Genomic DNA, 13,563 nt, shown 5'->3' with positions numbered 1-13,563 from the left:
TGCCATGTGAGATGTTCCTGTTTTGCGCTCGGGGTAAAAATAGGTGAATTGTAGGTATGAATTTTACTGTTGAATTTTGAAACAGTGCTTGTTCTTGCCTAACAAATAGTTAAGGAGATTACTTTGCTTTCTGAAAACCGGAGAAATTACGCATTAATTGGATGGCTTATTTGTGGTCTTGGAGCGGTATTTTACAGTTACGAATATTTGCTTCGAATAGCACCTAGTGTCATGGAAACTGCTTTACGTGAGCATTTTAATTTGTCTGCAACAGGTTTTGGGCACATTTCATCTATATATTATTATGCATATGTCCCTATGCAATTACCTGTAGGGATTATGATGGATCGCTATGGTCCTCGAAGATTGTTAACTGTAGCCTGTTTCATTTGTGTTGTTGGAACATTTTTATTCACAGGTACAACCTCGTTTTGGGTTGCAGCTTCAGGACGATTTTTAGTAGGATTAGGCTCTGCTTTTGCCTTTGTGGGAGTATTAAAACTTGCTACAATTTGGTTGCCTGAGAATAAACTCGCTATGGTCTCTGGAATTACCTCAGCATTAGGAACAGTCGGTGCCATGCTGGGGGATAATTTTTTAGAGCTTTTCGTCACTAAATTGGGATGGATTAAAACCCTAAATATGACGGCATTTTTTGGGATCGTATTAACTTTTGTTTTATGGTTAGGCATCCATGATAAAAAAGGTAGGTATAGACAAAGTGGTACTGTTTCTAATTTTAAAATCGGCTTAATTGATTTAAATATAATATTGAGCAATAAACAAATATGGATTAATGGATTGTACGGTTGTATGGTTTATTTGCCGACAACTGTTTTTGCTGAGTTATGGGGCATTCCCTATTTAAGACATGCACACGGCTTATCTGCGCATGCCGCTGGTTTAGCAAACTCATTGCTCTTTTTGGGCTTTACCATAGGCGCCCCACTAATGGGTTATTTTTCTGACCGCATAGGGCGTAGAAAGTTACCTATGTTTCTAGGTGCAAGTATCGCTACTGTTCTTATGCTAGTCATTCTGTACTTCCCGGGTTTAACTGAAACTAATGTACAAATACTCATGTTTTTCTTAGGCTTATTTTATAGTGCGCAAGCGATTGTATTTGCGGTGGGAAGGGAATTGAGTCCTGGAGAGGCTGCAGGTACAGCTATGGCATTTACAAACATGATTGTCATGCTTGGGGGAATGTTATTACAACCTTTGGTAGGACATTTATTGGATTTCAGCTATTCCGTTCGCAGTGGAACCTCCCTTTCTTCAGCGTTGGTTGTTGAAAACGTAAATAAGCTTTATAACGTGACTGATTATCGCATTGCGCTGGCTTTCATACCTCTTAGTATGTTTATTGCTGCTTTATTAACTTTCTTTTTAAGGGAAACTCACGCACATGCACCTAAATAATACTGTATCAAGAAAACAAATGCTCTTTGGCATGTTTATCTGCTTCGTTGGGGCAATTTTTTATTGCTATGAGTTTATCTTACGCATAATTCCAGGTGTTTTGCAGACTGAGCTAAGTATTGCGTTGGGGCATATTTCAGCGACTACTTTTGGTCAAATATCTGCTTTATATTATTTCGCTTACTCGCCGATGCAAATGCCTGTAGGAATGCTCATGGATCGATTTGGTCCTAGACGGCTTCTAACTTTTGCCTGCATCTGTTGTACCGTGGGTTCCTGGATGTTTACCTTGACCTCCTCTATGTTTTTGGTTGGGGCAGGTCGCTTTCTCGTAGGATTTGGTTCTTCATTTGCATTTGTGGGAGTCCTCTCTCTGGCATTACATTGGTTGCCCCGACGTTATTTTTCTTTAGTTGCAGGCTTGATGACTACTTTAGGGATGTTAGGTCTTGTGTATGGTGAAGTGAAGATTACCGAGTGGTCTCAGAGCATTGGTTGGGAACATGTGTTGTTCTTTATTGCCATTGTAGGCTCGGGTTTGAGTGTGCTGATGTTTCTCGTGGTACGTGATGGTCCCGAAGGACATCACCCCAATAAACATCCTTTACCTGAATTTTTCAGAAATGTTCTTAAAGTATTAATGGCTCCAGAAGTTTGGGTTATCGGTTTTGTTGGAGCTTGTTTGTATACCTCTTTATCTGTATTCGGTGAGTTATGGGGAAAAACGTACTTGGAACAAGCGCACCATTTGACTAAAGTTGAGGCTGCCAGGACGGTCTCTGCAGTCTTCTTAGGTTGGGCGGTGGGTGCTCCTATAGCGGGTTATTTATCGGATCGTACTGGCAGACGTTTGTTACCTCTAGTGTTAGGTGCAATTTTGGCGTTGATTTGTATAAGTCTTGTACTCTATCTGCCTGGGTTATCCTATTTAAGTTTAAATGTCTTATTGTTCTTGTATGGTGTCTTTAGTGCCACGGAAATTATTGTATTTATTATGGCTAAGGAATGCAGTGGAGCTCAATTATCAGGTACGGTCTTTGCAGCCACCAATATGATCGTTACACTTGGTGGGGTTATTTTCCAACCTTTAGTAGGTAAATTACTGGATACTTTTGGTGATAGTGGCATTGTGGAGGGAGAGCATATTTATACAGTGGTAGATTACCAGGTAGCTTTATCTATATTACCCCTTTCATTATTACTGGTTACTATTCTTGCATTCTTTATCAAAGATCATAAAGATCATCAAATTAATTAATCCTGAAGCCTGGGTGAAGCGAAGCGAAACCCAGGTTTAATAAGGTTACTGATCCCGAGTTTCACTTCACCTACTCCTCCTCAGCTTTCAAATTAATTAAATATTGCAATTAACTCGTTTACTGGACGCCGTAGTGATCCTTGGCAATTAATAAAACGTGACACGGGAAAACTTTTAATTTCGGCTTTTCTGTAGTGGTAACGAGTAAATTCAGTATCGTGATTGGAAAGTATCACTGGAATTCCCCGAGCCGCTGTTTCTTTAGCTAATTCGGTCAATTCGATTTGATCTTCGGTTGTAAACAGCTTTTTAGTATAGGGTAAGTGATGTGATTTCTCTGAAAGAAGTACATAAGGAGGGTCGCAATAAATTACATCCCCTCGTTCTGCATATTCAAAAGTTTTTCTGAAATCATTATGAATGAATTCTGTTTGTTGGCTTTTTGAGTGAAAGAGCTGCATTTCTTTGCGTGGAAAATAGGGTTTGCTGTAAAGCCCAAAAGGAACGTTATAGATTCCTTTCGAATTATAGCGGCATAATCCATTATAACCGTGTCGGTTTAGGTAAAGAAAAAGCGCAGATTTTTGCGCAGAATGAAGAGAGGCATTAAAATCAGATCTTATTTGATAATATTTTTCTTTATGGTTGAATTCTGGGCTGAAATAGGTTTCGCATTGTTTAATGAACGCATCCCCTTGTTGCTGCAAGGTTGTGAAAAGATAAATTAAATCAAAATTACTTTCAGCTAACAAATAGGATGAATAATTTGTATTCATAAAAACGACGCCCGAGCCGGCAAAAGGCTCAATTAAGCGTTTACCTGGAGGAAGAAAGGGAATAATCTTTTCCAAACAGTTGTATTTACTCCCCGCCCATTTAAGAAAAGGCCTTATTTTAACCATAGGTTTTACCACGATTTATTCAGAAAGAAGTATTGCTTATTTTTAAGAAAAAAAACAGAATTTTTATTGTAAAAATTTGGTTGTTGTTTCTTTTTAAGGTAATAACTAAATAAAATTCTAAGACGAGACCTGTAATTTATACTGAGTTAAAGAGTTTAGGACTCCCAAACGACAGGAAATAAAGGATGGTCCATTTGTGCGCCTTCTGGAAGTTGCTCGCTTAACCCCGGAAAATCAGGGGAAGTAGCCCATTTTCGTGGTGCATGGATCGCATCATCACCGAGAAAACGTACTGAGAAAACTCGACGTTTCTGAGAACCTACTCCGCCTGCAGCATGAAGAGTAAGCATATGAAAGCAAACTACATCACCTGGAGTTATTTCCCACCCGATAATAGGGTAGTCTTCACGTTTTGAGTCAATATCAGGAAGCTCTGCGAGGCTTCCTTCTGGAAACCATTTTGCCTGGCTATCCATAAAGGATCGAGGCATAAACCACGGTCCTAAATGAGAGCCTGCAATAAACTCTAAGGTAGAAATACGAGATACTGGATCAACAGGGATCCATAAACTGCAATTTTGGGTTCCTTCAATATTGTAATAAGGCTGATCTTGATGCCATGGTGTTCGTTGTTGCGTGCTAGACTCTTTAACTAAAAGATGATCATGGTAGAGTCGTGATTTTTTACTTTCCATAAGTTTGGCTGCAATAAGGCTAACCGGCGATTCAAAGATGAATTGTTGGTAATAAGAATTGGTTTGCCAGGTACAAAAATCTTCAATAAATCGTCCTGGATCCTCACTTTTACTCGCAATTTTGACCCGTGGGCTTGGGGAGTTCAGATTGAGTTCGATACCATTACAGAGTAATTCTATTTCTATGGGGGTAAGAATTTGACGAATACAAACAGCCCCATCTTTTTTGTACGCTTCTATATGTTCTTGAGTTACGGCTGATTCTACTCGCCGAATAACTTGTTCAGAAATAATATGTTTTTTCATCTTGGACTGAAACAATGATCGATTTTATTGATGTTACTAAAATTCAGAAAAAAGAACTATTGAAGAAAATATTTAAACGTAAGGAGATGAGAGTTGGTTTAAAAAATTCATGTGAGCGAGGTAAAGTTATGGTATTTTACAGAAATTTTATGTGACAAGGATCTGCAAAATGCATAAGTCGAAATTAAAGTCTAATGAACGGAAAATTATTTTTCTTGCTTCTTTAGGTGGGGCGTTGGAATTTTATGATTTTGTCATTTATGTTATTTTCGCACCAATCATTAGTCAGATTTTTTTTCCAGAAACAGACAAATTTGCTTCATTGATGAGTGTTTATGCGGTTTTTGCCATTGGATATTTAATTCGTCCGTTAGGTGGTCTTGTCTTTAGTCATTTTGGAGATAAATACGGTCGCAAAAAGACATTCATTTTTTCAGTGCTCTTGATGGCTCTTCCCACGGTGCTTATTGGATGTTTACCCACTTATCAACAGATAGGGATTTCTGCGAGTGTTTTTTTAATTGTGCTTCGTTTATTGCAAGGACTATCAATTGGTGGTGAAATTCCTGGAGCATTAACCTTCACTTGCGAGCATGTTAATCCTCGTTTCAGAGCTCTGGCTTGTGGCATTATTTTCGCTTGCCTAAATTTAGGTATTTTACTGGGCGCGGTGATTAGTTTAATTTTAACCAACCAACTCTCAAATGCTCAATTATTAAGCTATGGTTGGCGGATTCCATTTGTTTTTGGTGGATTACTTGGTGTGTTCAGTTTCTATATTCGCAAACAATTGTCTGAAAGTCCCTTATTTCTTGCATTTAAAAATTCATCAGAAAATACACGAATTCCTTTTGTTGAGGCAATGACCCTTTACTGGCGCAATATTTTGCAAGGAATTGGTTTAACCTGTCTAGGTTCTGTAATGATTAATTTATTATTCCTCTATATGCCTACCTACCTCTCAACGGTTCTTGCTTATCCCACACAACAAGCAACCTTACTCAATACAATTAATTTAGGTTTTTATTCCTTGCTGCTGGTGTTTTTTTGTTGGTGTGGTGATCGGTTGGGCCGTAAAGTGATTCTTTTGATCGGATCGGTTGGGTTTATTTTGTTAAGTTATATTTTATTCGTTACTTTATCCCAACAGACCACTTTGTTGCTTATAGTAAGCTTATTTATTTTTGCTATATTAAGTAGCTCTATTATGGTTTATCCCAGCATACTTGTTGAGTTATTCCCGGTGCCGATTCGTTATACCGGGATTGCTATTTCTTATAATCTGGCATTCGCTTTTTTTGGAGGGTTAACCCCGTTTATTACGACTTATTTAATCCAGTCATTAAATAGTAATCTTGCTCCCAGTTTTTACCTAACTTTGAGTGCCATTTTTTGTTTCGTTGCAGTATTAACTATTAAAAAATTATATGTGGAATCGGGAGATGGATTATGAATTTTGCAAAACAAACGGTGGTTTTTATTTTCTCTTTATTATTTTCTTTAGCACATGCTGATAGACCTTTTATTATTGATACGGATGTAGGAATCGACGATGAATTAGCGATGTTCTATTTGTTAGCACAAAAAGATATCGAAATTAAGGCAATTACCGTGGTAGGTACTGGAGAATCACATTGCCCAGCAGGATTGCGGAATGTTGCTGGATTATTAGCATTGACGCATCATGAAAACATTCCATTAGCTTGCGGGCGCGATACACCCATGGTTGGTACCCATCAATTTCCTAATTGGCTTCGTAAACAAGCAGATGATTTAGCAGGTGCTGCAAATTTGTTGCCCAAAGTTGAAGTATCCAACTCACAAAGTGCAATGCAATTGTTGACATCTACTTTAAAGAATTCAAAAGATCCCGTTGAGATTTTAGCTATTGGACCCCTAACAAATCTGGGTGAGTTAGTGACTCAAATGCCCAGGATAAAGAATAAAATTAAAAGGATTTATGTTATGGGTGGTGCCGTAGATAGTACGGGGAATCTGATTGAGTTAGATCACTCAATTCGAAATAACACTGCAGAATGGAATATTTACGTTGACCCTCATGCTGCCGACAAAGTATTTCGTTCAGGAATTCCTATTACTTTGATTGGTCTGGATGTAACTAATCAAGTTCCGGTAACTAAAGAGTTTTATCTGAAATTAAAACAAAATCAAAATAGTTTGGGTAATAAATTTTTTTATGAGCTTTTTCATCGTAATGAAGCTGAGATATTTGACCATAAGTGGTATTTTTGGGATGTGCTTTCAGCAGTAGTAGCGCATGATAGTTCAATTGTTAAGTCAATAAATAAAAAATTGAGCGTTGTATTAAACCCGGAAGATCAATCAGGTACTACTAAAGTGGATGAAAAGGGGAATATTGTCCGTGTATGTACTGCAGTAAACCAGGAACAACTTGAAACGATCTTGATGGATACGTTAAAAAAGACTTCCTAAGGGATTGAAGTTAGCCTGGGCGCAACGAAACTTCACCCAGGCAACATAACTTTAATTGGGTACAGAACGTTCTTCTTCGAAAAATTGTACTTTTCCGGTTTTGATATCATGTAATCCTGCTACAATCCCTACTTGTTTTTTAGTAATTAAATCTTTAAGAATGGGACTTCGTTCTTGCATCTCTCTGACGATTCTAAGGGCATTGGCTTTAGCCATAGCATCAATTAATTTGGGATCCGAGCAATTTTTTGTTCCTTGCTCTTCCATGCTCATTTGTACCACAGGTTTAATTTTATTTATCACATCAGTCAAATGGCCGAGTTCTACACCACTGCATGCACCGCTTACAGCACCGCATGAAGTATGTGCTAAAACAACGATGAGTCGAGAACCCACTACTTTAGTTGCAAATTCCATGCTGCCTAGAATATCATCATTGAGTACATTTCCCGCAACGCGCAAGGTAAATAAATCAGCTAAGCCTTGGTCAAAAAATAACTCCGGAACACTGCGAGAATCCATACAATTAAGAACAACTGCAAACGGATACTGTCCGTAAGAAGATTGGTGTGCTTGTTTTAAATAATCTCTGGGAATGGAGGTATTGTTTAAAAATCGTTGGTTTCCATCTTTCAAACGTTGTAATGCCTGTTTGGGTGTCATGTTTTGTTGTTTGGCTTGAGTTATTGTTTTTCCTAAAATAGGTACTTCTGCAGCAGGTGCGCTTGCCATGCTTGTGATAGCCCATGTCAAACCAAAAGTTAAGGCCAAGATTTTTGTTAGGTATTGCATTGATATACTCCGTTTTTAATTAGAAATCGTCCTTCAGTGATAATAACTTAATCTTAAAAACGCATATACTTTTTTTAAAAATTTATTTTCCTTAGAAAACTGATGTAAATAATCGTATTTGTAGCCCTTGAATTTTAACAAATCGACTCTATGTTCCTAGATATGTAAAACAACATTAGGAGAGGGTTATGAGTATTGTAAGACGTGATTATTTTCCTGTATACAATGAAATCGGTTCGATTTTGGATAGTTTTTTCAAAGGGCAACAAGACTCTTCTATAGTAGATACGAGTACATGGACCCCACCTGTCGATATTAAAGAAGAGAAGGAGCGCTTTTTAGTTCTAGCGGATGTACCAGGTGTGGATAAGGATAACATCCAGATATCATTAGAGCATAATATTTTAACACTTCGTGGAGTACGCCATTTTGAGAAAACTGAAAACAAAAATGAGTACACACGAATGGAGCGCTCACAAGGTCAATTTTATCGCCGCTTTAGCTTGCCGCAAACAGTAGATGACGCAAAAATAAGTGCTAAATACAGACATGGGGTTCTGGAAATATCGATTCCAAAAAAGGAAATGGCAGTTGAGAAAAAAATTGATATTACAGTAGAAGAGTAATTCAGACTATTCATAGGAAATCTAAAGTGAAACTCAGAAGGTTGATGTAGGAGTACGATTCTGGGTTTCGCTTCTATTGATCGTTCTAAAAAGAATAAATTTTTTTATAACTCCCGTATTTACCGTGCTTATACGTATATCGAGTAATAGGCTTCATGTATTCTGAATTCTTTTAATCAAGATTGGATACTGCGCCTGGGCGCAGTATGTAGGCGGAAACAATTACGAGAATCTTGGCTTAGAGCGGATCAAGAGACACTATTATCGAGTTTCAATGAGAAAATACGAAGGCGATGGTTATCGGGATCCAACGCCACAAAGGTATAGCCAAAATCCATCATTGTTGGTGCTTGGGCAATTTGAATGTTTTCTTTTTGCCAGAGCGTGTGAAGTTCGTCAACTAAAGGGTCATTTTGGACTTGCAACGAAAGCTCACTACCCCCACCATTTGCTGCTGCAGGCGGCTCAACGGTGTGTTTTGACCATAAGCCGAGCCGCATACCTGATTTTAATAAGAACATGACAAAAGTAGGTGATGATTGAATAGGCTGAGAGTTGAATAAACGCTCATAAAATTGCTCGCTCACCTGAGGATTATCAACATAAAAAATTATTAAATTAGGATCAAGATACATTAAAGTCTCCTTTTAATTGAATGGAGATTTGAGTTTAAACGAGCGTACTGACAGTTTTTGTCAGTAGTGATTCGGTCTAATCATAAACATATGGATAACAAGGGTATTTGGTGATTTAATATCGCCAAAAATGCCCGCCCGATAGGCAGGATAGGAACTATTAATAAGGAAGTTGATCATGAATAATTTCTACGTCGATCCCGATATAGCAAAAGCGTCTACATTACCCTCACGTTTTTATACGTCAGTTGATTGTTTCGAACAAGCCAAAGAAAAAATATTTGCGAGAACTTGGCAGTTTTGCACCAGCACAGAAAGTTTGCGATTAGAAGGGCAGCTGGTGCCTTTTACTTTATTGCCTGGATTGCTCGATGAGCCCTTATTATTTGTCCGTGAGGAACAAGACCGTTTTCATTGCCTTAGCAATGTATGCACCCATAGAGGAAAAATTTTGATTGAAGCTCCCTGTTCGGTAGAAAAAATAAAATGCTCCTATCATGGACGTCGATTCAATCTTTGTGGGGAGTTTCTCCATATGCCTGAATTTGAAAAAACGTGTGATTTTCCAACGTCAAAGGACAATTTGGCAAAAATCCCTTTTGATTGCTTGGAAAAGCTATTTCTTTTTGCGTCACTCGCACCATTAGTTCCCTTTAGGGAAGTATTTGCAGATATAAGGGAACGTCTTTCCTGGCTGCCCATTGAAAGAATGCGTCTGGATATTCATCGTTCCCGAGATTATGTGGTTAAGGCACACTGGGCATTGTATTGCGAAAACTATCTTGAAGCATTACACATCCCTTTTGTTCATCATTCATTAAGAAAAGTAATTGATTGTACTACCTATACTACAGAGCTTTATCGTTATTGTAATTTGCAATTGGCGCTTGCGAGCCATGGTGAGGAACATTTTGATTTACCTAAAGACTCACAAGATTATGGCAAACAAGTCGCTGCTTATTATTACTGGATTTTTCCAAATACAATGCTTAATTTTTATCCCTGGGGATGCTCTGTGAATGTAGTGAAACCATTAGGACCGGCATTAACTAAAGTTTCATTTCTTACCTATGTGCTTGATGAAACCAAATTAGGCAAAGGAGCAGGCGGTGACTTGGATAAAGTAGAGCGTGAGGATGAGGCAGTTGTGGAATCAGTCCAACAAGGAATTCGTTCTCGTTTTTATGAAACTGGGCGATTTTCTCCTACCAAAGAACAAGGGACTCATCATTTTCATCGATTACTTTGTGAATTTCTTAATGATTAATAGATAAATGGATGGGGTCAATTATTAGGTGACCCTGCTATAAGAAAATAAACTCTTCTGTCTACGGGTCGGATTTATCCGCCGGGTACAAATTTCTAGATCCCCCAAATACCTTGTGGGACGTAGAGATAATAATGATAGTGGGAGTGCCTTACTCTTCTTAGATTCAAGGATTGATTGATGCACGATTTAGCACAGGAGCCTTCGCTGCAACGAAAGCTCAATGCGCGTATATTGGGAATGATAACCCTAGGTGGTTCTATTGGAACTGGAATTTTCTTAGCAAGTGGAAGTGCTTTATCTATAGCGGGCCCGGGAGGGACGCTACTGGCCTACTTGATTATGGGAATTATGGTCTATTTCCTAATGGGTGGTCTTGGGGAAATGGCGGCATTTATGCCGACCAGTGGTTCATTTTATGTTTATGCTGCTCGCTTTTTAGATCCTTCTTTAGGATATGCACTGGGTTGGAATTATTGGTATAGCTGTGCCATTTATATTGCCTCAGAAATTTCAGCTTCCGCATTAATTATGCATTTCTGGTTTCCTGAAAGCCCATCATTTATTTGGTGCTCCATTTTTCTCTTTTTGATTATTGGTTTTAATGCGATATCGACTAAAGCATTTGGCGAGGTGGAATACTGGCTTTCTTTTATCAAAATTTCCGTGGTGATTCTCTTTATTGTGACGGGATTTTTTCTAGTTCTTGGTTTTGCAGATTATAAAGCAGGTGGTTTTCAAAATTGGCGTATTGGTGATGCTCCCTTTCATGGGGGATGGATTGGTGTTCTGGGGGCTTTTATTGCTGCAGGTTTTTCTTTTCAAGGCACTGAATTAATTGGTGTAGCTGCAGGAGAGAGTTCCCATCCTCAGAAGACAATTCCTAAGGCAATCAAAATGGTTTTTTGGCGGATTCTCATATTTTTCATTTTATCCTTATTTGTTATTAGCCTTTTAATTCCTTATACCGCGTCACAATTAGTCAGTTCTGATGTAGTAATGAGCCCCTTTACCTTAGTATTCCAACAGTTTAATAAAACATTTGCCGCGATGATTATGAACGCTGTAATTCTTGTTGCCATTATTTCAACAGCCAATTCGAGTATGTATGTGGGGAGCAGAATGCTTTGGTATCTTGCCAAGGAAGGTCATGTTCCTCGAATTTTTTCTGTGGTGAACCGCAGAGGAATCCCTGTGTATGCTTTAACATTAACCAGTGCGGTTGCAATGCTGGCATTTTTATCTTCCGTTTTTGGTAATGGAACAGTTTATTTTTGGTTACTCAATGCAACAAGTCTTTCCGGGTTTATTGCTTGGATGGGAATAGCAGTTAGCCATTATCGTTTTCGTAAAGCTTATTTATGCCAAGGAAATGATCCAGCGAAGCTTCCTTATCTGGCAAAAGGATATCCTTTTGGGCCTTTGTTTGCTTTTAGTGTATGCCTCATTGTGATCGGCGGTCAAAATTATGCGGCGTTAATAAGTAAACCTGTAGATTGGTATGGTTTATTCATTTCTTATCTAAGTGTGCCCCTTTTTTTAATACTTTGGCTAGGACATAAATGGATAAAAAGAACCAAAATAATCCCCTTACATGAGTGTAAGTTGAACTTTGAATAAATCGTGTTACCGAGACTCTTAATACGGAAACACCTTCAGGCACACGTGCACAACATGCATTGTCCGTTTGGTTTTATGTGCATATTTACTTATTCTAAACGACTCATTAATATGAAAATATAGGGCAGGATTGTTACCATTTCTTAGACGGCTCCGGATAGTCTTTAAGAAGGAATTATAAGCAAATCCTACTATAATAATAATTTATTCCGCGGAAGAGTTTTTATGCCAAATAAAATTCATGTACCAAACATTATTATTGTCGGCGGTGGTGCAGGAGGAATGGAGCTGGCTGCACTGTTTGGTAATAAATATGGAAAAGAGGGTAAAGCCACCATAACTCTAGTGGATTGTTCTGCAACTCATATTTGGAAACCTTTACTACATGAGGTAGCTGCTGGAAGCTTGTTTACCAATGAAAATGAAATTGATTATCTTGCTTATGCTGCTACACATCATTTTCATTTTGTTTTAGGGGCACTCGAAGGTTTAAACCGAAGTAAAAAAGAAATTTATTTATCTCCTTTTTACAGTCATGACCGAGAAGTACTTCCAAAACGAGCACTTTCATACGATATATTAGTCATCGCAGTGGGGAGTGTTGCTAATGATTTTGGTATTTCTGGTGTACGTGAACATTGTTTGTTTTTAGATAATATTCCGCAAGCAGTTTATTTTCATCGTGAATTATTAAATCACTTCATGCGTCTTTCTCAGCAGTCAGAACAGGGAATATTTAATCTTGTCGTTGTCGGGGGAGGTGCTACTGGGATTGAATTAATAGCCGAATTAAACAGTTCAGTCCATGAGATTATAAATTATGGCATTGGCATTCAGCCCGAAATTATTTCTTTTACGCTAATTGAAGCAGCAAGCAGATTATTGACAGCACTTCCAGAACAGCTTTCAGAAAAAGTGTTTACTGAGTTAAGTAATATGGGTGTAAAAATCTGTGTTAACGAACAAGTTAATGAGGTTACAGAAAAAGGTTTGCATACCAAATCAGGACAATTTATTCCTGCAGATCTTATTGTCTGGACTGCTGGTATTAAAGCTCCAGATTTTTTGAGGCAGTTGGACGGTTTGGAAGTAAACCACATCAATCAATTGTTAGTGAAACAAACCTTACAAACAACCCTGGATGATTCTATTTTTGTTTTAGGTGATTGCGCCAGTTGTCCACAAACTCACTCGGATAAAACTGTGCCACCACGCGCACAAGCAGCACATCAGCAAGCACAATTTTTGTATAAAAACTTCGATAAATATTTAGAGGGGAAACCCCTTCCTGTTTATCATTATCAGGATCATGGTTCTTTAGTTACCATGAGCCACCATGTAGTGGGAAATTTGATGGGTAAAATTACTAATAGTCTGATGATAGAGGGTAAGCTAGCCCGTTTATTCTATCTATCTCTATACAAACAACATCAAATTTCTTTATATGGTTGGTGGCGAGTGTTCTTACTCACTCTATCAAATGTATTGAGTCGCAGAATAAAACCACGACTCAAATTGCACTAAAAGACGCATCAGAATGGTAGGCTGAAAAAGCAAAAACGGTATTGGGGATTATCCAATATACC

12 protein-coding genes are annotated in these 13,563 nt (G+C 38.2%); 8 read left to right on the top strand and 4 right to left on the bottom strand.

Annotated features, from left to right (window positions below):
- Positions 1-123 precede the first annotated feature (123 nt).
- A complete protein-coding gene (locus ACWTE2_RS04720) occupies positions 124-1,422 on the top strand; it encodes an MFS transporter (protein ID WP_182391345.1) in 1,299 nt (432 codons plus the stop codon).
- A complete protein-coding gene (locus ACWTE2_RS04715) occupies positions 1,409-2,680 on the top strand; it encodes an MFS transporter (RefSeq protein ID WP_182391344.1) in 1,272 nt (423 codons plus the stop codon). The genes ACWTE2_RS04720 and ACWTE2_RS04715 overlap by 14 nt, the downstream gene beginning before the upstream one ends.
- A gap of 92 nt (positions 2,681-2,772) precedes the next feature.
- Here the strand turns inward: ACWTE2_RS04715 and ACWTE2_RS04710 are convergent, their stop codons facing one another.
- Both ACWTE2_RS04710 and ACWTE2_RS04705 read right to left on the bottom strand, forming a co-directional pair.
- A complete protein-coding gene (locus tag ACWTE2_RS04710) occupies positions 2,773-3,582 on the bottom strand; it encodes a DNA adenine methylase (RefSeq protein WP_182391343.1) in 810 nt (269 codons plus the stop codon).
- A gap of 155 nt (positions 3,583-3,737) precedes the next feature.
- Positions 3,738-4,583: a phytanoyl-CoA dioxygenase family protein gene (locus ACWTE2_RS04705; protein WP_454784361.1), complete on the bottom strand. Its 846-nt coding sequence runs from the start codon at positions 4,581-4,583 to the stop codon at positions 3,738-3,740.
- A gap of 169 nt (positions 4,584-4,752) precedes the next feature.
- On the opposite strand from ACWTE2_RS04705, the gene ACWTE2_RS04700 reads away from it, so the two are divergent.
- Together ACWTE2_RS04700 and ACWTE2_RS04695 are read left to right on the top strand one after the other, a co-directional pair.
- Entirely contained in the window at positions 4,753-6,036 is a 1,284-nt protein-coding gene (locus tag ACWTE2_RS04700; RefSeq protein ID WP_454784360.1) for an MFS transporter, read from the top strand.
- Positions 6,033-7,037, top strand: a complete 1,005-nt coding sequence (locus tag ACWTE2_RS04695; protein WP_454784359.1) for a nucleoside hydrolase — start codon at positions 6,033-6,035, stop codon at positions 7,035-7,037. The genes ACWTE2_RS04700 and ACWTE2_RS04695 overlap by 4 nt, the downstream gene beginning before the upstream one ends.
- 51 nt (positions 7,038-7,088) lie before the next feature.
- Here the strand turns inward: ACWTE2_RS04695 and ACWTE2_RS04690 are convergent, their stop codons facing one another.
- On the bottom strand, positions 7,089-7,829 hold the full coding sequence (locus ACWTE2_RS04690; RefSeq protein ID WP_454784358.1) for a carbonic anhydrase family protein: 741 nt from the start codon (positions 7,827-7,829) through the stop codon (positions 7,089-7,091).
- Positions 7,830-8,017: 188 nt separating this feature from the next.
- Between ACWTE2_RS04690 and ACWTE2_RS04685 the strand changes: the two genes are divergently transcribed.
- The gene (locus ACWTE2_RS04685) at positions 8,018-8,455 is read left to right on the top strand and encodes an Hsp20/alpha crystallin family protein (protein ID WP_182391338.1); all 438 of its coding nucleotides are present in this window, start codon (positions 8,018-8,020) and stop codon (positions 8,453-8,455) included.
- A 248-nt stretch (positions 8,456-8,703) separates the two neighbouring features.
- Here the strand turns inward: ACWTE2_RS04685 and ACWTE2_RS04680 are convergent, their stop codons facing one another.
- Complete coding sequence (locus tag ACWTE2_RS04680; protein ID WP_454784357.1) at positions 8,704-9,090, bottom strand: VOC family protein; 387 nt, start codon at positions 9,088-9,090, stop codon at positions 8,704-8,706.
- A gap of 178 nt (positions 9,091-9,268) precedes the next feature.
- Here ACWTE2_RS04680 and ACWTE2_RS04675 point away from each other — a divergent pair, with 178 nt between their 5' ends.
- The 3 genes from ACWTE2_RS04675 (at position 9,269) to ACWTE2_RS04665 (ending at position 13,501) form a co-directional block, all read left to right on the top strand.
- Positions 9,269-10,357: an SRPBCC family protein gene (locus ACWTE2_RS04675; protein WP_454784356.1), complete on the top strand. Its 1,089-nt coding sequence runs from the start codon at positions 9,269-9,271 to the stop codon at positions 10,355-10,357.
- Positions 10,358-10,537: 180 nt separating this feature from the next.
- Positions 10,538-11,977, top strand: coding sequence for an amino acid permease (locus ACWTE2_RS04670; RefSeq protein WP_454784355.1), 1,440 nt, complete (start codon positions 10,538-10,540; stop codon positions 11,975-11,977).
- A 225-nt stretch (positions 11,978-12,202) separates the two neighbouring features.
- Positions 12,203-13,501 carry an NAD(P)/FAD-dependent oxidoreductase gene (locus ACWTE2_RS04665; protein WP_454784354.1) on the top strand — a complete coding sequence of 433 codons (1,299 nt, stop codon included), beginning with the start codon at positions 12,203-12,205 and terminating at the stop codon, positions 13,499-13,501.
- Positions 13,502-13,563 lie beyond the last annotated feature (62 nt).

This window comes from Legionella nigrisilvae, assembly GCF_977063395.2.
This window is presented reverse-complemented; position numbering and strand designations above follow the sequence as displayed.